This window comes from Viridibacillus arenosi (genome assembly GCF_001955655.1).
Classification (GTDB): Bacteria; Bacillota; Bacilli; order Bacillales_A; family Planococcaceae; genus Viridibacillus; species Viridibacillus arenosi.
Genome location: NZ_MSPW01000002.1, coordinates 147,846 through 172,557, shown reverse-complemented (window position 1 = coordinate 172,557; position 24,712 = coordinate 147,846). Strand labels below are relative to the sequence as shown.

Sequence of the window (24,712 nt, the reverse complement as noted above, 5' to 3'; positions counted from 1 at the left end):
ATCTTTCAGGTGGGGATTAAATATGTTTTGGCAAGAATAGTCTTCACCTTAAATTGATTGGTTACAATACACTTTATTTTACACTTACTTCTCTGGTGTATAAATGGTTTTACTATTTCCATCAATGATTAACACTGATTTCCCAGGTACTTTCTCACCTTGAACAGCAAATTCACTTTCAGAGAAATTTGCTACCACGCTTAATGATTTACCATATTCAGTCATTTGGACTAATCTGTCATCTGATAGAATTTTATAATCTGTCATTTCTTCCTTTATTGCCTTTTTGCTGAAACTTGACCACACTTTAGAATGGTTTATTATTGTATCTTTGTACTTTTTCCACTCGTATTTATCAATGTGATAAAGAGGAGGTACATTGTAAAGTACTTCATACAACATTCTATTTTCAATTTCATCTGCTATTTTTAGTGTTCCCCATCCCCACCAATAAGTCGTGATTACAGAGTTATTGTAAACTAATTTATATAACGGTATGGTATAGTTTGAATCCAAAAATAGTTTCTTATATTTATCCTTCACTGGTATTTGTTTAGAAAATAGCTCAGGGACTCCGCCAGTACTTGAATAGTATCTTCCTACATAATAATTACTCTCTTTATTTTTGCCCATATCCTCATCCATCCAGGAAAATGAGGGAGTTTCTATTCCATGTGCAAAAGCAATCGTTTTGTTAGCAAAATCATTACCGCCCTCAGTTCCGACTACCATTCCCCATTCTTTTTGTAGATACTCCATTCTCTTAATTCGAGCTTGGACATCCTCCGCTTCAGTAGTAGTATGTTCTGGTGAGTAGTCATCAAAGATTTCTCCAGTGCCATCTGTATCTAAAAACCATGAGTTAAATGGTAAACCAGTATTTAAAATTGACGTTACTCTTTCTTTCACACTCGGCATTGCTAATGTCGGATTCAACTTTCTACCTACGCCTTGAAATCCTTCAATTTTTCTTCCATCTTTATTCGTTACCGTTGCTTCTTCAAACAATGAAGTATCCTTAAACTTAGCCGTTTCCCACTGCTCTTTACCTGGTTCATGGATTGAATGATACGAATCGTAAGTGCCGATTAAATATCCCTGATTCTCTGCTTCTATTACTAACTCTGGTTTAATAAACCCTTCTTGCCAGTCATCTAAACCTATCCATAAATTCGCTAACCCTGAATGCTTCATATCTTTTATGACATCTATAGTATTTGCATCTGCCCACTTTTCTATTGGGTCCACTACGTTACCAAGCTCGCTTTTTAATAATCTCTTATTAAGTTCAATTAATTCTACTGGATTTAATTTGTCTATTTTCTTATTTATTAGCTTTTGAATTTCTTTATCCTCTTTAGTAAATACTTCCGTATTATAGAATTCTTTTAGTTGCATGACAGCACTTAGGCTTTTTACTATTCTATTTTTAGTATATTTGTCTACGTAATCGTAATTATTTAAATCCTCATATGCGGCTGCAAGCTCTGCCCCATCTTCAACTTTAGTAGCTAATAACTCCTGAATCCATAATTTCAACTTATCGGGGAAACTACTTTTCAATTTTGCCCATTGTATATTTTCTTCTGAAATTACAGTTCTGTCCCAAAAATAAATATGAGGGGCACCATAAAGTTTTTCAATATTATTATTTTCTTCAGCCTTTTCCTTTAAAGATTTAAAGTCACCTTGCTCAATTAAATAATTTTTATAAGTTTTGGCAACATGTACTGGATTTTTTTTCGTTAAATAAATTCTAAAACCATATTCCTTCTGTTGATTGATAGATGGAAACTCATGATTAAAAGTAAACTCTATGTTTTTTTTTGTATCAAAAGCAATTTCATTATTGTAGGGGTTTTTAATAATATATACTAACGAATATTCATCTTTATCAACTGCAAAAAACTGCATGGAGAAAGATTCAATCACTTTCATTTTTTCTTCATTTAGATAGTATTTCCAAACTGAATCATCGCTTGGAATGTACTTTCCTTGATTTAATGGGAGTAAGTATCCATTACCTTTCACTTTTGGCCAAGAAAACATATTTTCTTCATCTTTATTGGATTTGACAGTAATATCAACATACTTATCTTTCTTTTCGATATCTATATCTAGATTCTGCTCTGCATAGGTCCAGCTAATGTTATCCCCATCGTCTTTTAAATTTGAAACTTTCATTTTCTCCAATGGTTCTGAAGCCTTCTCCGTAGTTCCATTGGATTCCACCTCAAACGTAAAGGTTTCAGGATCTACACTAAAGTTAAAATCTAAATTATCTTTTTGCGTGTAGACCTCTTTGCTTGGCCTTTTTTCGTTGCCAACACATCCTGTAAGAACACTAGTAGCAAGGACTACAATTAACACGATAGATATTATTTTTTTCATGTATCGCACCTCCTAGTCTTAGACTAACCTAGGCTTGTTACACGAATGTGACAAAAAACTCTAACTTACTATTTTTCAATTCAAATCCATAATCCAAATTGTGATTATCTAAAATTGTCTTGATGATAGGTAAGCCCAACCCTGTTCCTGAAAGCTCCTTACTTCTTGATTTTTCAAGTACATAAAAGGGTCTCCAAATATTTTCTAAATCATTTTCATTCATTTCCCCTATTCCATTAGCAATCGTAAGCTTCACTGCATTGTTGTTTTTCGTTAAATGAATTTCAATATTCTTATCATAGGAATATTTAATAGCATTGGTAATTAAATTATCGAGTACAATATCAATTCCTTCTTTTTCAGCTTGAATCAAATATTCTTTGCTCTCATCAATACTTAAGGATAAATTAATATCGTATTCCTGTAGGATTAGCTTGTACTTCTTTGTCATTTCAATAATTATTTTTCCAATATCAAAAATAGATTTGTTTAATGAACCATTCTCTAACGCTGTCCAAAATAATAGCTTCTCTATTAGTGCATTCATTTTTTCAATCTGTTCTTCAATGGTGTCTCTGTAAGTACCGTCATCCAGACCGTCCGAAATTCCTTGTTCATATATTTTCACTAATGATAGTGGCGTTTTCAACTCATGGGATATATCTGACATTAGTTCTTTCAAACGCTTATTTTGACTATTAATTTCCTCATGGGCTTTTTCTAATTTCCCACTCATAATGTTTATACTTTTTGCTAGTTCTCCTACTTCATCATTTGTCATTATCTCTTCTTTCCTAAAATTTAAATTGGCAATATCTTGAGATAAATTTTTCAAAGATTCTAATGGTCTTGTGATTTTTTTGGATATCATCACTACTAAAAAGACAATAAAAATGACAGAAATGGACATCAAAACAATATTAAATCTATTTATTATAGAAATAGTATCTTCCATATGTGGCAACGGCAATCCAATAGCGATTATATAATTATCTATTTTCATAAATTTAGTCAAAACTTTATATTTACTTACCCCTTGGTCGTATATCTTATTAACGCTTTTTTCCTGCAACTTATCCAACGTTTGTTCAGTAAGCCAAAATTTATTTAGCTTTATTTTTTTCTTTTCAAACTCCAGAATCATTCTTTCATTAATTTGATCCAAACTTCCACTTGCTTCTGAATAGACAATAGTTATAGCGTATTTCTCTTCTATCTCATTCAAATCAATTAAAATGGTCTTATTAGACACCTTGAGTATATCGCTTGCCGCCTTATCCAAAATCTTTCTTTGCTCATGAATGTAATATCTGTCTACCAAAAATATATTCGCAAGTATTGAGAATATAAAGATGCAAATTACAACGGATGATATACCAATGGAAAACTTGTTCCTAATTTTAATCTTCCTTCACCTCCAGGCAGTATCCAATGCCTCTATAGGTTTTAATCAGGTCATCCCCAATTTTAGTTCTTAATCTTCTGATATGAGTATCTACAGTTCTATGATCTCCCTCATAATCCAAGCCCCAAACTAAATCAATCAACTTATCCCTCGATAAAATCACACCTCTATTTTTTATAAAGATAAGCAATAAATCATATTCTATTTTTGTTAGTTGGATAGGTTCTTTTTGTTTATATGCTTTCTTTTCGTTCTCTTTGATCAGAATATCTTTCACTTTTATTTCTTCACTCATATTTAATAGCTTTTTTATTCTTAATATTAATATTCGTGGATCAAATGGTTTCTTTATGTATTCATCTGCTCCACCATGGAAAGCGTGTAATTCGTCTTCATTTTGACCTTTTGCTGTTAGTATTAGAACTTTTGTTTGACTGTTTTCCTTTATATATTTACATGCCTCTATTCCATCAATTTTAGGCATCATCCAATCTAAAATTGCCAATTCAATCTTAGTTGTTTCAAAAATCTCCAATGCTTCCTGTCCATCCCTTGCCTCTAGAATATTGAAGCCTTCATCTTTTAAATAGGCTGAAAGTATTTTAACCATATGCTGTTCATCATCGGCAATTAGAATATTCATTTTCTGCTCTCCTTTCCGATTACAAATATAAAGGGAAGCGCCAAATAATGCACAATCCAGGGGACGGGGACATTATTTGAAGCTTTACATTTTATATTCATTTCATAGAGTTATGTTAAACACCGATATTTCTGCAGGATTCCAAAACCGAACTGGAATCCTCGTCGTTCCGATTCCACTATTTACATATAGATACTTATGAATGCCAAGCTCGTATAACCCTTTAGTGTATTTCTCTGCAAGAGGGGGCGTATATATAGGACCAATCAATGGCACATCAACTTGTCCTCCATGACTATGTCCTGCAAGTGCTACATCAATATTGTCATACCCTACGTCTTCTATAAGGTCAGGCTGATGTAGTATAAGGAGATTCATTCCCTGATTACTAGTACCTGAATACGCTTTTGGAATATCAGGATTTCCAAGCATTGCTTCATCCAACCCTATAATATTTACTATCTTTCCATTTTCAAGCTCTATTGTACTACTTTCATTTGTTAGTAGCTTAAATCCAGAGGTATTCATTATATCTTCATAAAACCTGACTCCACCGCCTCCACGGTCATGGTTTCCCCATACTGCATAATTTCCATATTTACTACTTAGTTTACCCAAAATCGCACTTATTTTTGACCTGTCTTCAAATTGAGATGGTACATCCATTAAATCTCCAGTAAAAGCTATTACATCAGGTTGAAGTCCGTTAATTTTCACTACAAGCTTCTCAAGCTGCTCTAGCGAATAATTCGGACCTAAATGTACATCCGAAAATTGCACTACCCTTAGCGAACTTTCTCCTCCTGACGTAAGTTCAAGTTCATACTCCTTTGTAACAAGGCGTTTCGGTTCTATTTTAAATGAATATATAACCATTCCCGCCACAACTATACTTAATATAATTAGCCATTTTATGATATTAATAATTATCCTTTTCACTTTTACACTACCATTCTAACTTGGAATTATTAGCTTCTAATCATGGTCTATTCAGAGTTAACAGTTTTGAATGCTATCCGCAATTTAATTCTATTTTCTATACCCCGAAAAGCTATCTTGGACTAGACTAAGCCAAGTCTGTTACGTGAATGTTACAGAATACTGTATTTTATTAATACAATCCCTTAACCCATCCTGAAACAAAAAAAGATAGGTAAGGCAAATACTCTTTGCCTTACCTATCCTTAATTTTTGATAACAAAATTGCGTTCGTAAACTATTGTTATATTTCGAAATGAATAATTATCCTAAAACCGAAGCCAATACAGCTTTTTGAGCGTGAAGACGGTTTTCAGCTTGTTCGAAGATAAATGAGTTTGGTCCATCAATAACAGATGTAGCTACTTCTTCTTCACGATGTGCTGGCAAGCAGTGTAAGAACATATAATCTGCTTTCGCGTTCGCTACTAATGCATCGTTAATTTGGTAGTCTTTAAAGTCTGCTAATCGTTTTGCAGCTTCCTCTTCTTGCCCCATTGAAGTCCATACATCTGTATAAATGACATCAGCATCTTTTGCTGCTTCTGCTGGGTCATATGTGAATGAAACCGTACTGCCATTTGTAGCTGCAATTTCAGCTGCTTTTTTCATGACCGCTTCGCTTGGTTCATACGCTTTAGGTGTCGCTACGACAACATCCATTCCTACATGTGCTGCTGCTACTACTAATGAGTGCGCTACATTGTTTCCATCACCAATATATGCTAGCTTTAAGCCCTTCACATGACCTTTTTCTTCAGCAATTGTTTCAAGATCAGCAAGCGCTTGGCATGGGTGAGCAAGGTCTGTCAAACCGTTAATAACAGGAATTGATGCGTGTTCAGCCAGTTCTTTTACCATTTCATGTGAATTTGCACGGATCATAATACCATCTAAATAACCGGATAGTACATGCCCTGTATCATAAACAGATTCCCCACGACCGATTTGTAAATCGCGAGCATGCATGAACATACCTTTACCACCTAGTTGATTCATACCAACTTCAAACGAAATACGCGTGCGTGTAGAATGCTTTTCGAAAATCATTCCCAACGTTTTTCCTTCTAATAACGGAGGACATTTACCTTCTTTAGTTATTGTTTTCAATTGAATGGATAAGTCCAGTAAGCCTTGTACTTCCTCACTTGTATAATCTATAAGTGAAATTAAATCTTTACCTTTTAAGCTTTCTACTAATTTTAACTGCACTAATTCTAAAAGTTTCATATATGATCCGCTCCCTTTTGTTTTTATTGTTAATGACCATTATACATATGCATAAATATTAAATCAAATGCATTTTTATGTTTTTTCAAAAAAATTAAACTCCTTTACTCATGTGAGCAAAGGAGTTTAATATAAGTCTTATTCAAAGATAATTTTATTCACTGTATCACGGTCTAGTTTCTTAATCACTTCAATGATTAATTTGACCGTGTTTTCAAAGTCGTCACGATGTAAAATACCTGCATGTGAATGAATATAGCGCGTTGCAATACCGATAGATAAAGATGGTACACCGTTTGCAGTTATGTGTATTGCACCTGCGTCTGTACCTCCTCCTGGAATGGCTTCATATTGGAACGGGATGCCATTTTCATTTGCAGTATCCACCACAAGATCACGTATACCTTTATGTGCAATCATCGAAGCATCATAAATAATAATTTGTGGGCCAGCACCGATCTTACTTGTCGATTCTTTTGATGTAATTCCTGGTGTGTCACCAGCAATACCTACATCAACTGCAAAACCGATGTCAGGTTGAATTTTATGCGTCGCTACTTTAGCTCCACGTAAACCAACCTCTTCTTGGACAACACCACATCCGTAAACGATGTTAGGATGTTTTTCGTCTTTTAGCCCTTTTAATACTTCAATTGCTATCGCACAGCCGATACGATTATCCCATGCTTTAGCAAGTAAATGTTTTTCGTTTTTCATCACTGTAAATTCAAAATAAGGTACGACCATATCGCCAGGTAAGATACCCCATCCTTCTGCTTCATCTTTAGAAGTAGCGCCGACGTCGATGAACATATCTGTAATTTGGAAAGGTTTGTTGCGTACTTCTGCTGGTAAAATATGCGGTGGTTTAGAACCAATTACACCAATAATCGTTTCACCTTTACGCGTAATAACTTGCACCCGTTGTGCTAACATTACTTGTGACCACCAGCCACCGATTGTTTGGAATTTTAAGAAGCCTTTATCGTCAATTTGAGTGACCATGAAGCCAACCTCATCTAAATGGCCAGCTATCATAACTTTAGGGCCGTTTGCATCGCCCACTTTTTCAGCGATTACTCCACCTAAATTATCACTATCCATTCTGTCTGCGAAAGGTGCGATGTACTTTTTCATTACCTCGCGCGCTTCACGTTCGTTACCTGAAGCAGCACGTGCGTCAGTTAGTTCTTTTAACATTGTTAAAGTCTCATCCAATTGTTGCATTATTTCGACCTCCTAAATATTCGAATCTTTAACTATTATAATGCAATAATAGGCAATTTTCAAAAAATATTTTAGTATCCGTTACGTTGACGCTCATAATTTTTTTCGTTTTTTGATACATACGCTCGTACGATATCTTCGGCTGTAAAATCTAGTGCATTCGCCAGTGCACCGTACAATATCCATGCTTCTTCATACTGCGCTCTCTCTGGCTTAAGAATGAAGTTTAAAACCGCACCTTCTGTCTGGATGAAGAGATCCGTCAAATCTCCATCGCGGTTAGATATTGGCCACTCTTTTAAATCATCGAAACCTTTCATAATACCTAATGACAATAAAAAGTGAATAGAATCCACGAACTCTTCTAAAATTACCGAACGCTCAGATGGTCCTTTTGTACTCCAAAATTTAAAGCAACGCGTTTCATTTGCTAGTTCACCTAACTCAACAAGTAATGCTAGTCCTTTTTCACGGAATACATCCTTTGTAATTTGTTGTGTTTCTTCAATAAATGCATCAAGTTGTTGCTGCATTGTAAAAAGTTTTTGTAAATTCATTATAATTCTCCTAACATTTTTGAAACTTTTCAATCTCTTCTATCGTATAGGAAAGGATAATGTTTGTACAAGGGGGAACTGTAGATGCTTGTTCTCATTCGTGTTTTATTAGTCGTACTCATTTTATATGTCATGTATAAAGTCATTCGCTACTTTTTTAATCCAAGGCGAAAATTCAATGATGCGGTACAACGTAGAAGTTATTACTTCTATGATGATTCCAAAAATGCACGAAAGAACTTTTTTATATCTTATAAAGGCGCTATGTTTGAAGGTGAAAAATATCTAGGATCAGCTAACGACATATTAGAAGTCGTATCCATTTTCATTGATACGAAAAATGAAATGGAACTTCAAGGTTTAAAGAAAGAAGATATTCTATTTTTAGAAAGCGAAATCCGTCGTCACTATCCAAACGCAACAATTAGCTGGAAAAACCCAATCGAACAATTGATGAAGTAAAAAAGTACCGTCTTTTTAAGACGGTACTTTTCAGTATGTAGACAAAAGGTATTCAGAATGCTCATTTTTTCTAATCATCATTTTCCTAACTTCAAAAGATTTTTTTATATTACATGTGTAGTTGATTGGAGCGTAGCTACGAAGCGACTAAGCGCCCGTCCATGGAAAGCGTCCACCGTAGTGGAAATCAACAGTCTTATTTATTTTTCAAAAGAAAAAAAAAACGTAGATAAACTCGAATTTCTTCGAGTTTGTCTACAGTCGGAAATGTACCTTCTTTTTATGACGATACTTTTTCATTAATAAATAGCTAACGAAATGACAGCATAAATTACCGCGATTGCTGGTAATCCAAAGACAAAGGAGGTATGTTGCGTTTTATGACGAAAAATACGCATACCTATATACGAACCTATTCCTCCTCCAAAAAGCGCAACAAGCCATAATGTCCTTTCTCTAATACGCCATTCATGGTTAATAGCCTTTCGCTTATCATAACCCATTAAAATAAAGCCGATCGCAGACATTAATAATATCCAATAAAGTATAATTGCACTCATCTTATTCTCCTTCCAAAGAGATATTTTATTATAAAAAACACACAGTCCAATTGCTGTGTGTTTTTACTTATTATTACAATTATATATACTTATACGAATACTATACTATTTATTTTGCTTTTACATAAGTTTTCTTCGCTGTAATATAATAACCATTCGTTAATTTTAATCGTGGTGTACCATTTGTTCCATATGCAATACTACTTACTTTGACAGTAGATCCTACTGCAATTGCTTTCCCTCTATTAGCAGTAGTGAAAGAAGTACCTTTATATTGGTAGACTTTCTTAGCAATTTTCACTTGGCCAGGGTTAATCGTCCAGTAATCATAATAGTTAGTAGGTAATTTCAATACATAATCTTTATTCGCAGTGATATATGAACCCGATGTCGTTTTTAATCTCGGTGTACCATTCTTCGTATATTCAATATCTTTAATAGTTAAGATAGTATTTTTTTTGACACCTGATATTTTATTACTAGTTGTAAGATTTACACTCTTATATGCATTTAACCCTTTTTTCACGACAATATTTTTTGGCACCGTTGTGTAGTATTGATCAATTTTACTTGTTACTTTTTGAACAAATTTTTTATTTGCCGAAATATATTGACCATTTGTTAATTTTAATCGTGGAGTTCCATTTGCAGTATTCACGATTCCTGAAACTGACACTATAGAATTCTTTTTCAATGCCGCTCCTTTATTTCCAGTGGAAAAACTTGGCGAACTGTATTGATAAACTGTTTTCTTAACAACTACTTTTTTGGGGTTAGTTGTATAATAATCATCATTCCCCGCTGTTTCAGCATCAGCTTCTTCAGTAAAGAAATGCAGTGGCGTATTTGGGTTTAAACGATTTAGATCTACATAGGTTGAAATACCAGGTACGATTCCCTTATCTGTATATTGCCATAAATTATAATTATAAGCTGGGGCAGTATTCGTATTGTTGTAACGTGGAATCCACACAAAATCAAATTTCGTTGTATCAATATTTAAATCTTCATATAAATGGTGCGCAATGTATACACCTATCTTTTTATCTGTTTTAGTACGCAGTTGCTTCACGTATGCATTGATAATTGTACGCATACTTTCGCCTGATTTACTCGTATTTTCTTCAACATCTAATACATAAAATTTAGCATCTTTACTAGCGCGGTTGTAAAAAGAATTTGCCTCTTCTTTCGCATCCGCAGTAGATTCTGCTAGGCTATATGAATATACTCCAAAAGGTACGCCGTATTTGAGAGCACCAGCTTCATATTCCTTATGTTTAATATCCTCTAAGATTGAACCGTATTGTGTGCGAATAATAACAAGATCTAAATTCTTACTTGCTGTTGCCCAATCAATAGTCCCTTGCCATTTAGAAATATCTGCAATAACCGGCTCTGCAGAGCGTAAGCTCATAGTGGAATTGGCTTTCAATTCAGGTTCGGTTTCCCACTTTGTTTTGCTATCTGGATTAGCAGGTCTCAATTCATCTGCCGAAGCAATTTGCACGGCAAAAAAACTCACAGCGACTAAACATAATAGTGCTGTCATGTAACGCAGTCTTTTCATATTTATGTATCTCCTTATGTATTTTATTGCTATTTCAATATGTTTGAAACAATCTAGTAATAGCCTACATAAGCATAACAAAGTCTATATAACAAATTGAACACAACTTCAAATCATTTCCTTTACGAACTTTAAATTCCTCTAACAGTTATATATCACAGCAGTTGCAAAATGTTATATTCCACAAATCAAAAATGAAAATAAAAGAAAAACAATGAATGGGAGCTAGACTTCCCATCCATTGTTTTCTCCTATCTACTATTACTGCACGTATTTTTTATTAGCAGTTATATAGTAGCCATTTGATAATTTTAATCTTGGTGTACCACCATTTGTATAGACAATAGCAGATACTTTTAATGATTTCCCTTTTGCTATTGCTATATCTCTATTTGCAGTAGTTAAGGAAGTACTTTTATATTGATAAATTTTCTTTACTGTTTTTACTTTACTAGGTTTAACAGTAATATAATTCGAAATTTTCGCTGTCGTTTTTAATACATACTTTTTATTTGCAGTTATATAGGTTCCCGAAGTGGTCTTCAAACGTGGTGCACCACCCGTTGTATAATCAATATCCGCAATACTAACAATCTTATCTTTATTTATCTTAGATACTTCTTTAGCAGCTGTAAAACTTGTACTGCTATAAGTTCTTACTGCTTTCTTTAGAACGACATTCTTTGGAACAGCCGTATAATAATCGTCAATATTTGAAATTAATTTTGTGACATAGCTTTTACTAGCTGTAATATACATCCCATTAGCTAACATCAATCTTGGAATTCCTTTACTAGAGTAATCCATACCTTTTACTTCAACAATTGTATTTTTGCTTAATGAACCTGTTTTTCGTGAAGTAGTGAAATTTTTATTATTGTATTGGTTCACTTTTTTTCTTATAGCAACTTTTTTAGGGTTCTTAGTATAGTAATTTGATAGATCAATAGGTTTATTATTTTCGCTACTATCTTTTGTAAAGAAATCTAATGACACATTTGGATTTAATCTATTTAAATCTACATTTGTATTAATTCCAGCCACTTTTCCTTGGTCCGTATATTGCCATAAGTGATACTCATAATCCGGTGGTGTATTGGTATTGCTGTATCTAGGTATCCACACAAAATCAAATTTTGATGTATCAATATTTAATTGATTGTATAAATGATGAGCAATGTAGACGCCTATTTTCTTATCTGTTTTCTTACGTAATTCTGCTACATAAGCATTGATGATATCACGTACACTTTCTCCATCAGTTGCTGTTTCTTCAATATCAATTACATAAAATTTTGCGTTTTTATTGGCACGATCATAAAAAGTATTTGCTTCAATTCTCGCTGCTGCAGTAGATCTAGCTACACTATATGAATATACACCGAATGGCACACCGTATTGCAATGCTCCTGCTTCATATATTTTATGATATGTATCTTCCAAACCACTACCATATTGAGTACGAATAATCGCTAAATCTAGCACTTTACTAGCTGTTGCCCAATCAATTGAATATTGCCATTTCGAAATATCAGCAATTACCGGCTCAGCGGACTGTACCCTAGCATTCATTTTATATGGTGCTTTTTCTTCTTTATCCCATTCAGTTGTACTATCTGGGTTAGCTGGCTCTAAATTTTCCTCTGCAAATGTTGTTATACTAATAGAACAAATTACTGTCATGCAAACAAGTGCAAGTAAAAACTGTTTCATTTTCAATGTTTAAATCCCCTTATCCCTTCTTCTAAAGTCATCCTACTATGTTTCTAGACTTTGAACTCTATGAGTTTAACAAATTCAAACGTTTTCTAACATCCACTATTAAGACGAATTTTATTTCTTTCACTAGTTCAATACAATCTGAATTATTATTCTAAAAAAACTTTAGACCTATAAATCACAATTATTTTTCCGTAAAAGTATAATTCATATGACTTTTTTAATATTTTGTTGTTTTTTCACAATAAAACGCCACTAGAAGTTTTTACACTACTAATGGCGTTTGACGTTCTATGCTTTTATTTCTAATTGCATTGCTGGTCCGAAAAATTCAAAATGTACTTGTGGTTCTGTGAAGCCTAATGCATATAAGTCATTAATAACTGCTTCCATAAAGTTAACTGGACCACATACATAAACGTTACTACCTTCAACTACTTGTTGTTGTATAAATTCACGATTGATAATACCATTAGGCTCATCAGAATTTAACTTGAAATATTTAGCATTTGGCATTTTCGCTAATACAGCATCAATTTCTTGTCCAAATGCATGGTAATTTTCTGAGCGAGCACAATGGATGAATGCTGTCTGACGATCAGCATCTATAGTCGCAAGCGTTTCAAACATACTCATTAATGGTGTGATACCAACACCACCACTAATGAATGCTACTGGTGCTGTTGAAGTCGTATCTAGTTGGAAATCACCAGCTGGAGCACTTACTTGCAATGTATCGCCTTCTTTTAACTGGTCATGTAAATAAACAGATACGATTCCATTTGGATGTCCTTCATCTTCACGTTTAACTGAAATTCGGTATGCATCGTCACCAGGTGCTTGTGATAAGCTATATTGACGGTTATGCAAGTATTTTTCTCCTGGGATTTCAATTTGCACAGTAATATATTGACCTGGTTTGTATACAGGTAGTTTCTTTCCATCCGCAGGTTTTAAGTAAATTGAAACGATTTTCTCGTTTTCTTGTATTTTATTCGCTACCACGAATTCTTTAAAGTAGCGCCAGCCACCTTCTTGAGCTTCCGCTTCTTTGTACATTGCTTCTTCTGTTTGGATAAATGCATCAGCAATTACGCCGTATGCTTCTCCCCACGCTTGGATAATTTCATCTGTTGCCGCATCACCAAGAACTTCTTTAATAGCTTTTAATAAAAACTCTCCGACAATTGGATAATGCTCTGCTTTTATGCCTAAGCTACGGTGTTTATGAGCAATTTGTTTTACTACGGGTAAAATGGCTTCTAGGTTTTCAATATGCACTGCTGCTGCATAAACAGTGTTTGCTAAAGCAGTTTGTTGACGCCCTTTCGCTTGATTTGCATGATTAAATATATTCAATAGTTCAGGATGTGCTTCAAATAGATTACGGTAAAACACTGTTGTAATGGCCTTACCATGGACTTCCAATACTGGTGCTGTTGATTTCACAATTTCCATTGTTGACTTAGATAACATATCAAACACTCCTTTTCTTAACTGTCTATAATTTACGCCTATTTCTACTTTAAAGCAATATCTAAAATACATCTTTAACATAAAAGACACATTTAAAATACATCTTTTAAATTTTTAGACACAATTCAATGCCGTGTTATAATGTAAACAGAAATGGTGGTGAATCAAATGCGTTTAACTTTGTATACAGATTATTCTCTACGGGTCTTATTGTATCTTGGCGCGAAAAATATTGAAGATCTCTCTACAATTAAAGAAATCTCAGATGCTTATGGTATTTCTAAAAACCATTTGATGAAAGTTACGCACGAACTCGGGAAATTAGGTTACATTGAAACTGTTCGAGGTAGAGGTGGGGGTATCAGATTAGCTTTAAAACCAAAAGATATTGTCATAGGAAAATTAGTCCGGCAAACCGAGGAGGACTTCTACCTTGTAGATTGTTTTAATCCAGAATCTGTGGGCTGTATTATTTCACCTGTCTGCAGTTTAAAGGGTGCCCTGAATAAAGCATTACATGCATATATTGCTGTTCTGGATACCTATACATTAGATGATTTTCTTCACTCCAAAGAGGAATTGGCTGCATTGTTATTTCCTAACCAAAAATAAAAAGAGATAATCTCTTAATCAAAGGTGATTAAAGATTATCTCTTTTTTATTTGCAAAAAATACATATAAATAAGCATACTGTACTTATGCTTATTTTTATCCAACAAAAAACTCATGAATCTAAGATTCATGAGTTTCTTACAATCATGCTAGTAAGCTTGAATTATTTTGCGATTGCTTGTTTAGCAGCATCTGCTAATTGAGCGAATGCTTGTGCATCAGTTACTGCTAAATCAGCTAACATTTTACGGTTAACTTCGATTTCAGCAAGTTTTAAACCGTGCATTAAACGGCTGTATGAAAGACCGTTTACACGAGCTGCTGCATTGATACGTGTGATCCATAATTTACGGAAATCACGTTTCTTTTGACGACGGTCACGATATGCATATTGACCTGATTTCATTACTGCTTGGTTAGCTACTTTATAAAGAGTATGTTTAGAACCGTAGTACCCTTTAGCTAATTTTAAAACTTTTTTACGACGCTTGCGCGTTACTGTACCGCCTTTTACGCGTGGCATAGTGATTACCTCCTGCTATTCATATAGTATGAATTTGTATGTTTTCGAATCGAATTATTTCATGTAAGCAAGTAGAGACTTGATACGTTTGTAGTCTCCTGAAGAAACTAATTGACCTTTACGTAGGTGACGTTTCGCTTTAGTTGATTTGTTCGCGAATAAGTGGCTACCAAATGCGCGGTCACGTTTTAATTTACCAGTACCCGTTCTTTTAAAACGTTTCGCAGCACCACGGTGAGTTTTCATTTTTGGCATGTCGAATTCCTCCTAAACTGTTCGTGTAACTATAAAATTACTCTTTTTCGTTCTTTGGTTGTAAAACTAAGAACATGCTACGGCCTTCCATCTTCGGTTTAGATTCAACCGTAGATACTTCGGCACAAGCTGCAGCAAAGCGGTCTAATACACGTTGGCCAATTTCTTTGTGCGTAATTGCACGACCTTTAAAGCGAATAGATGCTTTAACTTTGTCTCCTTTTTCAAGGAACTTAATGCCGTTACGTAATTTCGTTTGGAAATCGTGTTCATCGATAGATGGGCTCAAGCGAACCTCTTTCATTACGATAACTTTTTGATTTTTACGTACTTCACGGTCTTTCTTTTGTTGCTCGAATTTAAATTTACCATGGTCCATAATACGAGCGACTGGCGGTTTGGCCTGAGGAGCCACAAGGACAAGATCCAGATTGGCGCGTTCGGCAATCTCCAAAGCTTCGTTACGTGTCTTAACTCCTAGCTGATCACCGTTATGGTCGATAACACGAAGTTCACGTGCGCGAATACCTTCGTTTACATACATGTCTTTGCTAATAACAATCCACCTCCAAATAGTGTCGCGAATACATGGTTTGGGCTAGTTGCCCGATGATCGGTACGAATATTTCGATGTCCACAAAAAAACGAGCGGACATAGTCGAAATGTCCGCCCGCCGATATATGTACACGCCTTAATGCGTGATCCGTTCTATCATGTAACCTGTAAACATCAACTGATGAGTCAAACAGGTGAGAAGCGGGCAGCCTCTTCTTCAACCACAAACTTTGTATTCATTAACCTTTATAAATTTATCATACCTATTCTATGTTGTCAATGATTTCACTCGACATTTTTTCAAAAGAAAAAGTATCTACGCTTAAAATGAGCGTAGATACTTTCGTTTAGTTTTTATTATACATTCACTAAAGTTTTTTCTTTTACTGGGAATTTGCATGCATTACGAATAATCTCTTGGACTTGGTCTAATGTTGGTTTACGTGGATTCGATGCAGCGCAAACATCTAACATTGCATTTTTTGCTAATGTTTCGATGTCTTCATCTTTCGCACCAAGTTCCGCAAAACCAGCTGGAATCCCTAAGTCTTTTGATAAACGTTCAATCGCAGCAATAGCAAGATCGGCTGCATCACGTTGGCTTAAGCCTTCTACATTTTCACCTAAGTGTTTAGCAATTTCCGCAAAACGATCTACTTTTGCCACTAGGTTGAAACGACATACATGCGGTAATAAAATCGCATTACATACACCATGTGGTAGGTCATAAAAACCTCCGAATTGGTGTGCAATCGCATGGACATAACCAAGTAAACCATTGTTAAATGCCATACCTGCTAAAAATTGTGCATAAACCATTTGTTCACGAGCTTCCATGTCTTCACCATTTGCTACAGCACGTGGTAAATATTCTACTACTAACTGCATCGTCTTCACTGCACACGCATCGGTAATTGGTGTAGCTGCAGTAGAAACAAAGGATTCAATCGCATGAGTCAGTGCATCCAGACCAGTAGCCGCAGTTAATTGTGGCGGCATACCAACCATTAACTCAGGATCATTAATCGATGCAAGTGCAGTAACATGCTTATCGACAATCGCCATTTTTACTTTTCTTGTTGTATCAGTAATAATGGTGAACTTTGTCATTTCGCTCGCCGTTCCAGCAGTTGTATTAACAGCAATAAATGTTGGTAAAGGATTACTTGATAAATTGACACCTTCATAATCCGAAATTTTACCACCATTCGTTGCTACAATGCCAATGCCTTTAGCCGCATCATGTGCACTACCGCCACCTAATGACACAATCGCATCACAGCGTTCGTTTTGGTATACTTCCAATCCTTCTGCTACATTAATATCCGTTGGGTTTGGTACGACTTTAGGGAAAATTGCTACATCCACACCAGCATCTCGAATAATTGTTGCTAGTGTTTCGGATAAACCTAATTTGTGCAATCCCTCATCTGTAACAAGAAGTGCTTTTTTTACGTTGTAGCCCTTTAAACGACTACCTACTTCTTGAATTGTCCCAGCTCCAAATAAATTAATAGACGGCATATTAAATTCGCTTTGTACACCCATGGATAAATTCCTCCTTAGACTCAAATGGTTTGTAATTACATGCAATAACTACTTTTCTAGTATCATCTATACATCAAGTATTCTCAACTTCTAATTTTGACATATTTTGTAATTAAATAAGGAAATAAGGTAACTTAAAGCAAATGTTTTATCAAAAAATAGCAAGATGATATTTTTTTAGGATTAGGAGTATACGAAAAAGGTGACTGAGACATTAATGTCTCAGTCACCTTTCTATTATTAGAAATTACTTATTCAAAAGAAACGTCAGCTTTTAAATTCACTAAGAAATCTTCAATCGCAATGCTTTCAGAATCTTGAGAGCCATAGCGACGTACGTTTACACTACCTGCTTCTAATTCTTTATCACCTAATACAAGCATGTAAGGAATTTTCTTCATTTGTGCTTCACGGATTTTGTAGCCAAGTTTTTCTTCACGATCATCCATTTCAACACGGAAGCCTGCTGCTTGAAGTTTTTCTTCTACTTGTTTTGCATAGTCGAAGTGAACTTCGTTAGATACAGGGATGATTTCTACTTGCACTGGCGCTAACCAAGTTGGGAATGCACCTTTGTATTCTTCTATCAAGAAAGCTACAAAACGTTCCATTGTTGATACAACACCACGGTGGATAACAACAGGACGATGTGGTTTACCATCTTCACCAACATAGCTTAGATCAAAGCGTTCTGGTAATAAGAAGTCAAGTTGAACTGTTGATAAAGTTTCTTCTTTACCAATTGCAGTTTTTACTTGAACGTCAAGTTTTGGACCATAGAATGCTGCTTCGCCTTCAGCTTCGAAGTAATCTAAGCCTAGTTCATCCATTGCTTCTTTTAGCATACCTTGCGCTTTTTCCCACATTGCATCATCATCGAAGTATTTTTCAGTATCAGCTGGGTCACGGTAAGACAGACGGAATGAGTAATCATTTAAATCAAAGTCTTTATAAACTCCAAGCACTAATTCTACTACACGTTTAAATTCTTCTTTAATTTGGTCTGGACGAACGAAAATATGCGCATCATTTAGAGTCATACCACGTACACGTTGAAGTCCTGATACAGCACCTGACATTTCGTAACGGTGCATTGTACCAAGTTCAGCAATACGTAATGGCAGGTTACGATATGAGTGCATTGACGATTTGTAAACCATCATATGGTGTGGACAGTTCATCGGGCGTAATACAAATGTTTCGTTATCCACTTCCATTGGTGGGAACATATCATCTTGATAGTGTGCCCAGTGTCCTGAAGTTTCATATAACTCTTTTGAACCCAATACAGGAGTATAAACATGTTTATAACCAAGAGACAATTCTTTGTCTACGATATAACGTTCAATTGTACGACGAATTGTCGCACCATTTGGTAACCATAACGGTAGACCTTGACCTACTTTTTGAGAAGTAGTGAATAATTCAAGTTCTTTACCAATTTTACGGTGATCACGTTCTTTTGCTTCTTCTAGCATTTGAAGATGTGCTTTTAGATCGTCTTTTGTAAAGAATGCTGTTCCGTAAATACGTTGTAGCATTTTGTTATCTGAATTACCTCTCCAGTATGCACCAGCGATTGATAACAATTTAAATTCTTTAATCTTACCTGTAGATGGAACGTGTACACCACGGCAAAGGTCGAAGAAATCGCCTTGTTCGTAGATTGATACTTGCTCATCTGCAGGAATAGCTTCGATAAGTTCTAATTTATATTCATCATCAATTGCAGTGAAGCGTTCGATTGCTTCAGCACGTGATATGTCTTGGCGAGTGATGACGATATTTTCAGAAATGATTTTTTTCATTTCTTTTTCGATTTTCAGAAGATCATCAGCAGTGATTGGTTCTGGTGAGTCGATATCGTAGTAGAAACCACCTTCAATTACTGGACCTACTCCAAGTTTTACACCAGGGAACATACGTTTAACAGCTTGCGCTAAAAGGTGAGCTGTAGAATGACGCATTACTTCTAATGCTTCAGAATCAGAAGGTGTTACGATTGCAATGTCACCGTCTTCTTCTAAAGGTGTTGTTAAATCTACTAATTGTCCGTTGAATTTACCAACGATTGCTTTTTTACGAAGTCCCGGGCTAATTGATTGTGCAATTTCTTCAGTTGTTGTACCTTTTGAAAATTCCTTTACTGCGCCATCTGGGAATTTTAAATTAATCATGTCTGCCATTTTGTAATCTCCTTTTAGTTTTATTTATTTTAGCCTTACGAGAGGTTTAGGGCCGCACGATGCGGGTCACGCTGTCGTTGCCACAGGACGTGGCGTTTTTAGACTTTTTTCCTTTAAGTGGGCCGCTTCAGCATTTAGATAAATTTCTAGCTTCAGCGGCCAGACTCTCGAGGTCACTTCCACTTTCTCGGACAAAAGCTAAAAAACGCTTTTGTTTCGAAAGTTTCAGTGCTTGTCGAGTCTGAACGGGCCGCTTTAGCATTTAGATAAAAACGCAAAAAAGCCCCATCCCAAAAGGGACGAGGCTGTATTCTCGTGGTTCCACCCTTCTTCCTTCTACTGCCAACACTTAAAAAGAGTGCAGGTATAGACGAAGCTCTCGATCGGCTAACGGACCGTTACCGTCGACAATTACTAGTACATTCACTGTCGCTGCTCCAAGGGGGTAAATAATTTGCCGTACTAAGAAGCTTCCAGCCTAGGCTTCTCTCTCTAAAAGTCGTACAAAAAATTGTTGTCCTTTTCAAAGCATTTTTTATATTATGACTGAAAGTATACGCTCGATTAAGTTTAAAATCAAGTAGGAAAAAAAGTCAATCAAAAAAATGCAACTATTTCTGATCTCTTCGGTTTTGCCCACTCATTCGGATTGGTGTCGTCACAGCTTTAATACGCTCCATAATTCGTGAAGCTTTTAACATATCACGATCACCTTTTTGGTTATAAGCTAAATGGTCTTCTAATTCATCATATCCAAGATTCGAAGTGATGAATGTCGGCAATTGTTCCGCCATTCGGTAATGAAAAATCGTTCCCAAAATTTCGTCACGTGTCCAACTCGACAACGTTTCAGCGCCTAAGTCATCTAGCATTAAAACAGGCGCCTTTTTCACAAAATCTATTTTCTCTTGTAAAGATTGATCTTGGATTGAACCTTTCATTTCACGTAAAAACTCGGGTACAAATACTACAACCGATTTGATTTGTAAAGTCGCCAATTCATTGGCAATAGCCCCTAATACAAAAGATTTACCGACACCAAATTCACCATATAAATAAAAGCCTTTGTGAGGAAGTTCACCCGTTTCTTTAAATTCACGAACGAAATCCGCTGCGCGATTAGCGATATTCACACGTGAATGATCATCAATCATTAAATCTTTGATCGTCGCTCTTAACACGTCTTTTGGCATATGCATACTCGAAATCATAGAGGCAGCTTGACGACGCTCATCCTCCATGCGTTTTTGTTGACACGGTGTATATTCGACTTCTATTGAATCGCGGATAATTGATAATATTGGCACAAAGCCCTTTAATGCATTTTGACATTTTGCAACGGATACACATTCGTCACAATCATGTTTCTGTCCTGTATATTCATATAATTTACCTAGACCACGGTCTACCATATCTTTGTTTACTTCTTGATCGTTGTCAGCTAGAAATTGCTGGACACCTTTATTTTCAAGAATTTCTCGCTTCATTTGCTCGTATCGTTCTTGAAAAGTTTGTGAATCCATCACTTTTCTAAGTTGATTATTAATCGGTTCCATGTGAATCCACCTGCCCTTCCTCTATTCCTAGTTTCTCTAGAATTTTACGTCTTTCCTCTTCAAAATCGGTATCACTCTTAGCTGCTTCTTTTGAAGTTTCTTTTATAGTATCTTCTTTCTGAGGTTTCTTTTCTTTATTTTTCTTAAACCAGTCAGGGACTTTTTCTTCTCGACCACCGGTGTAACGTTTTTTCGTTGCAGGTTTTTGCTCAGCTGTTTTCCATTCCATATACTGCTTATGCTCTTTGCGCGCTAAGTCCATTGCTTCTTTCGTCGTTTTCACACCTTTTCGAATCCAATGTGAGGCAATCTTTTCGACATAGTTTTTAGTTAACTTCATGTCTGTACGTAAAAGAACATACTGAAGTAAGGCATTTACAACACCAATTGGCATTTGATATTGTAGGACAAGATTTTGAGCAAGCTGAATGTCAGCAGGGATTGGTTCTTTCCCATCAGCGATATCACGCAAGACATCAATTGGAGCAGTTGTTTCTAGGTAATGAATCAATAACTCTTCCTTCGTCTGCAAAGCTTGCTCTTTTGTAGTCTTTTTCTCTGCCTCATTAACTGCCGATTGGAAAGCTTGTTGCATAGCAGGTGGTTCTGTTGAAACAGTCAATTTGTAATAATCAGCTGCCGATTTCTTTAACCTTGACTCGGATAACATCATATGATCATCTAGAGCGAGCATAACAACTTTTTGCATATCTAATGGTGTTAAATGATATAAAAAAGCTAACTTTGCAATTGTTGCATTCGCTTCAGCAGTAAGTGCTGAAGATGGTACAAGTTGTTCTGACAATCCAGCTCTAAGTAAAGAAAAATCGAAGTCCTCGTAGTTAAATGGTAGTTCTTTAGGTTTCTCTCTTTCCTCAACTGTCTGCTCATTCGCAAAGGATGGTAAATGATGCTGCACAGGACGATAGACATCTGTAAATGTTCTTGACACTTCCTGATAGCCATCATTTGATGGACCCTTCTGAACGAAACGTTGGCGCAACTGTCTATAGGCTTGTTCACCAATTTTGCTAAATAAAAACATGGATAGTAAGGGATCATTAAAAAAAGCTGATGCTTCTAAAGGAGGCATCACGTCGTACATAAATGAGCGTACATCCTCAGAATCTTTACGCCAAGTGCGCATTAAACCAATAGCTTCTAATGCGATGCGCGACTCGAAAATCTTTGCAATCGGCATATCAAGTGAGTTCATCAAATGGTAATGTGATAATTCAGCTTCAGTCGTACTTTCTCCTTCAGCCCAAAGCATAAAGTATAAGCTAATGGGCTCCGCACCTATTAACGGCTGATAAAGCAGAGTAATAAGTTGGCGATCGTAGCTAGATACGGGAAATGGCATTCGAATGGACAATCGATCAACGGGCTGTAGTTCTTTATATAAATGCACCACGATCACCGTCCTTCATATCGCATTTATTTGTCATCGGATTGTCTTTCTATTAATTCCTTTAATTCTTCAATAAAGACATTAATATCTTTAAATTGACGATATACAGAAGCAAATCTTACATAAGATACTTCGTCAATTTTCGCAAGACGATCCATAATCATTTCCCCGACATCTTCTGTCTTCACTTCTGAGTTACCAATTCTACGTAGATCTTGTTCAATAGCAAATACTAATTCCTCTAATTGATTAAGTGCTACTGGACGCTTTTCGCACGCTCGGATAAGACCTCGCAAAACTTTTTCACGGCTAAATTCCTCACGTGAGCCGTCTTTCTTCACGACGATCAACGGCATTTCTTCTACTTTTTCAAACGTAGTAAAACGATATGCACATGATTCACATTCTCGGCGTCTACGGATTGCTTTATTGTCATCTACTGGTCTTGAATCAATAACCTTTGTTCCATTAAACTGACATGCTGGACATTTCATATTTTTTCTCTCCTGATTGCAAAACATTTTAGTTTATCTATTATATCAAATAATGCCTTAAAAAATCGAAAAAATGCAGTGGAAATTCTCAGATGTATGATAAAGATACTGTTTTTGGCCAATATAAGGGCGTTACTAACAGAAAAAACAGACATATATTCACAATTAATTGCAGTTTTTTCTACTCTTAAACAAAAAAACCCTTTCTAGTACACTACTAGAAAGGGGAATATTATATTAAAATTAAGCGTTTACAGAAGCCTTAAGAGCAGATGCAACTTTTTTCGTTAAATCTACAACACGAGTTGAATATCCCCACTCGTTATCGTACCAAGCAAGTACCTTCACTTTACGACTACCAATTACCATTGTAGTTAGGCCATCGATTGTAGCTGATGCTGGGTTTGTATTAAAATCCACTGATACCAATGGTTCCATTGTGAAGTCTAAGATTCCTTTTAGAGAACCAGCTGATGCTGCTTTGAACGCTTCATTCACTTCTTCAACCGTAACATCTTTGTTTAAATCTACTACTAAATCTACTAACGAAACGTTTGGTGTTGGAACACGAAGTGCCATACCATGTAACTTGCCTTCTAGTTCTGGTAATACTAGAGTTAGAGCTTTGGCAGCTCCTGTTGAAGTAGGAATAATTGAAGCCGCACATGCACGAGCACGACGTAAGTCTTTATGTGGATTATCAATATTTTTTTGATCATTTGTATATGAATGAACAGTTGTCATTAAGCCATTTTCAATACCAAAAGTATCATTTAATACTTTTGCAACTGGTGCAAGACAGTTTGTAGTACAACTTGCATTTGATATTACATCATGTTTTGAAAGGTCTAATTTTTCATCATTAACACCCATTACAATTGTTACATCTTCATTTTTCCCAGGTGCTGTTAAAATAACTTTATTAGCTCCTGCTTCTAGATGCAATGCTGCTTTTTCACGAGCATTGAATTTACCTGTTGCTTCGATAACGATATCAATATTCATTTCTTTCCAAGGTAAGTTCAAAGGATCACGTTCACTAATAAGTTCAACACGTTTGCCGTTTATGATTAGGGCTTTTTCTTCAAATTGAACATCCCCATCAAATTTCCCGTGATTTGTGTCATACTTAATCAAATGTGCTAACGTTTCAGCTGGGTAACTAGCATTAATTGCAACAATATTTAAATCATCTTGAAGTATCGCTTGACGGAACACCATGCGACCAATACGGCCAAATCCGTTAATAGCAATAGAAACTGTCATGAATAATATCCTCCTGTAATTGCGTTATACTTATTTTATTAATTCGAAAATTAGTATAACACATTTTGAGGAAAGTAAAACCTATTA

The 24,712-nt window shown here is 35.6% G+C and carries 22 protein-coding genes and 1 other annotated feature; of the genes, 2 read left to right on the top strand and 20 right to left on the bottom strand.

Going from position 1 to position 24,712, the window contains the following annotated elements:
- Positions 1 to 84 precede the first annotated feature (84 nt).
- The 7 genes from BK137_RS04710 to BK137_RS04680 all read right to left on the bottom strand — a co-directional run bounded on the left by BK137_RS04710 (position 85) and on the right by BK137_RS04680 (position 8,431).
- Positions 85 to 2,391 carry a glycoside hydrolase gene (locus BK137_RS04710; protein ID WP_038187695.1) on the bottom strand — a complete coding sequence of 769 codons (2,307 nt, stop codon included), beginning with the start codon at positions 2,389 to 2,391 and terminating at the stop codon, positions 85 to 87.
- Positions 2,392 to 2,428: 37 nt separating this feature from the next.
- Entirely contained in the window at positions 2,429 to 3,673 is a 1,245-nt protein-coding gene (locus BK137_RS04705) for a sensor histidine kinase (RefSeq protein WP_200866442.1), read from the bottom strand.
- Positions 3,674 to 3,791: 118 nt separating this feature from the next.
- On the bottom strand, positions 3,792 to 4,439 hold the full coding sequence (locus BK137_RS04700; RefSeq protein ID WP_038187705.1) for a response regulator transcription factor: 648 nt from the start codon (positions 4,437 to 4,439) through the stop codon (positions 3,792 to 3,794).
- A 102-nt stretch (positions 4,440 to 4,541) separates the two neighbouring features.
- A complete protein-coding gene (locus BK137_RS04695; protein WP_038187706.1) occupies positions 4,542 to 5,378 on the bottom strand; it encodes a metallophosphoesterase in 837 nt (278 codons plus the stop codon).
- Positions 5,379 to 5,681: 303 nt separating this feature from the next.
- A complete protein-coding gene (gene argF / locus BK137_RS04690; protein WP_038187708.1) occupies positions 5,682 to 6,647 on the bottom strand; it encodes an ornithine carbamoyltransferase in 966 nt (321 codons plus the stop codon).
- A gap of 138 nt (positions 6,648 to 6,785) precedes the next feature.
- Positions 6,786 to 7,874, bottom strand: a complete 1,089-nt coding sequence (locus tag BK137_RS04685) for a M42 family metallopeptidase (RefSeq protein ID WP_038187710.1) — start codon at positions 7,872 to 7,874, stop codon at positions 6,786 to 6,788.
- A gap of 71 nt (positions 7,875 to 7,945) precedes the next feature.
- A complete protein-coding gene (locus tag BK137_RS04680; RefSeq protein ID WP_038187711.1) occupies positions 7,946 to 8,431 on the bottom strand; it encodes a dUTP diphosphatase in 486 nt (161 codons plus the stop codon).
- 84 nt (positions 8,432 to 8,515) lie between these two features.
- Between BK137_RS04680 and BK137_RS04675 the strand changes: the two genes are divergently transcribed.
- Positions 8,516 to 8,893 (top strand): hypothetical protein, encoded by a 378-nt coding sequence (locus tag BK137_RS04675; protein ID WP_038187713.1) that lies wholly within the window; start codon positions 8,516 to 8,518, stop codon positions 8,891 to 8,893.
- A 299-nt stretch (positions 8,894 to 9,192) separates the two neighbouring features.
- Here BK137_RS04675 and BK137_RS04665 read toward each other — a convergent pair whose 3' ends face one another.
- The 4 genes from BK137_RS04665 to hmpA form a co-directional block, all read right to left on the bottom strand.
- The gene (locus BK137_RS04665; RefSeq protein WP_038187719.1) at positions 9,193 to 9,453 is read right to left on the bottom strand and encodes a DUF1294 domain-containing protein; all 261 of its coding nucleotides are present in this window, start codon (positions 9,451 to 9,453) and stop codon (positions 9,193 to 9,195) included.
- Between the two features lie 109 nt (positions 9,454 to 9,562).
- On the bottom strand, positions 9,563 to 11,023 hold the full coding sequence (locus tag BK137_RS04660; RefSeq protein ID WP_051448781.1) for a DUF5776 domain-containing protein: 1,461 nt from the start codon (positions 11,021 to 11,023) through the stop codon (positions 9,563 to 9,565).
- A gap of 261 nt (positions 11,024 to 11,284) precedes the next feature.
- Positions 11,285 to 12,736: a DUF5776 domain-containing protein gene (locus BK137_RS04655; RefSeq protein ID WP_076064976.1), complete on the bottom strand. Its 1,452-nt coding sequence runs from the start codon at positions 12,734 to 12,736 to the stop codon at positions 11,285 to 11,287.
- 297 nt (positions 12,737 to 13,033) lie between these two features.
- Entirely contained in the window at positions 13,034 to 14,218 is a 1,185-nt protein-coding gene (hmpA, locus tag BK137_RS04650) for an NO-inducible flavohemoprotein (protein ID WP_038187722.1), read from the bottom strand.
- 168 nt (positions 14,219 to 14,386) lie between these two features.
- On the opposite strand from hmpA, the gene BK137_RS04645 reads away from it, so the two are divergent.
- Positions 14,387 to 14,830: an RrF2 family transcriptional regulator gene (locus BK137_RS04645; protein WP_038187725.1), complete on the top strand. Its 444-nt coding sequence runs from the start codon at positions 14,387 to 14,389 to the stop codon at positions 14,828 to 14,830.
- A gap of 163 nt (positions 14,831 to 14,993) precedes the next feature.
- Here the strand turns inward: BK137_RS04645 and rplT are convergent, their stop codons facing one another.
- The 9 genes from rplT to BK137_RS04600 form a co-directional block, all read right to left on the bottom strand.
- The gene (gene rplT, locus BK137_RS04640) at positions 14,994 to 15,353 is read right to left on the bottom strand and encodes a 50S ribosomal protein L20 (RefSeq protein ID WP_038187728.1); all 360 of its coding nucleotides are present in this window, start codon (positions 15,351 to 15,353) and stop codon (positions 14,994 to 14,996) included.
- 54 nt (positions 15,354 to 15,407) lie between these two features.
- On the bottom strand, positions 15,408 to 15,608 hold the full coding sequence (rpmI, locus tag BK137_RS04635; RefSeq protein ID WP_038187730.1) for a 50S ribosomal protein L35: 201 nt from the start codon (positions 15,606 to 15,608) through the stop codon (positions 15,408 to 15,410).
- Positions 15,609 to 15,645: 37 nt separating this feature from the next.
- Positions 15,646 to 16,152 (bottom strand): translation initiation factor IF-3, encoded by a 507-nt coding sequence (gene infC, locus BK137_RS04630; protein ID WP_038187731.1) that lies wholly within the window; start codon positions 16,150 to 16,152, stop codon positions 15,646 to 15,648.
- A 369-nt stretch (positions 16,153 to 16,521) separates the two neighbouring features.
- Positions 16,522 to 17,712 carry an iron-containing alcohol dehydrogenase gene (locus BK137_RS04625; RefSeq protein WP_038187732.1) on the bottom strand — a complete coding sequence of 397 codons (1,191 nt, stop codon included), beginning with the start codon at positions 17,710 to 17,712 and terminating at the stop codon, positions 16,522 to 16,524.
- A gap of 251 nt (positions 17,713 to 17,963) precedes the next feature.
- Positions 17,964 to 19,898 carry a threonine--tRNA ligase gene (gene thrS, locus BK137_RS04620; RefSeq protein ID WP_038187733.1) on the bottom strand — a complete coding sequence of 645 codons (1,935 nt, stop codon included), beginning with the start codon at positions 19,896 to 19,898 and terminating at the stop codon, positions 17,964 to 17,966.
- A 292-nt stretch (positions 19,899 to 20,190) separates the two neighbouring features.
- Positions 20,191 to 20,434 (bottom strand) — a binding site (T-box leader).
- 75 nt (positions 20,435 to 20,509) lie between these two features.
- Positions 20,510 to 21,454 carry a primosomal protein DnaI gene (gene dnaI / locus BK137_RS04615; RefSeq protein WP_038187734.1) on the bottom strand — a complete coding sequence of 315 codons (945 nt, stop codon included), beginning with the start codon at positions 21,452 to 21,454 and terminating at the stop codon, positions 20,510 to 20,512.
- Complete coding sequence (locus tag BK137_RS04610; protein ID WP_038187735.1) at positions 21,441 to 22,868, bottom strand: replication initiation and membrane attachment family protein; 1,428 nt, start codon at positions 22,866 to 22,868, stop codon at positions 21,441 to 21,443. Before BK137_RS04610 ends, dnaI begins: the two co-directional genes overlap by 14 nt.
- A 23-nt stretch (positions 22,869 to 22,891) precedes the next feature.
- Positions 22,892 to 23,359: a transcriptional regulator NrdR gene (gene nrdR / locus BK137_RS04605; protein ID WP_038187738.1), complete on the bottom strand. Its 468-nt coding sequence runs from the start codon at positions 23,357 to 23,359 to the stop codon at positions 22,892 to 22,894.
- A gap of 243 nt (positions 23,360 to 23,602) precedes the next feature.
- Positions 23,603 to 24,625, bottom strand: a complete 1,023-nt coding sequence (locus tag BK137_RS04600) for a glyceraldehyde-3-phosphate dehydrogenase (RefSeq protein ID WP_038187741.1) — start codon at positions 24,623 to 24,625, stop codon at positions 23,603 to 23,605.
- Between the last annotated feature and the right edge of the window lie 87 nt (positions 24,626 to 24,712).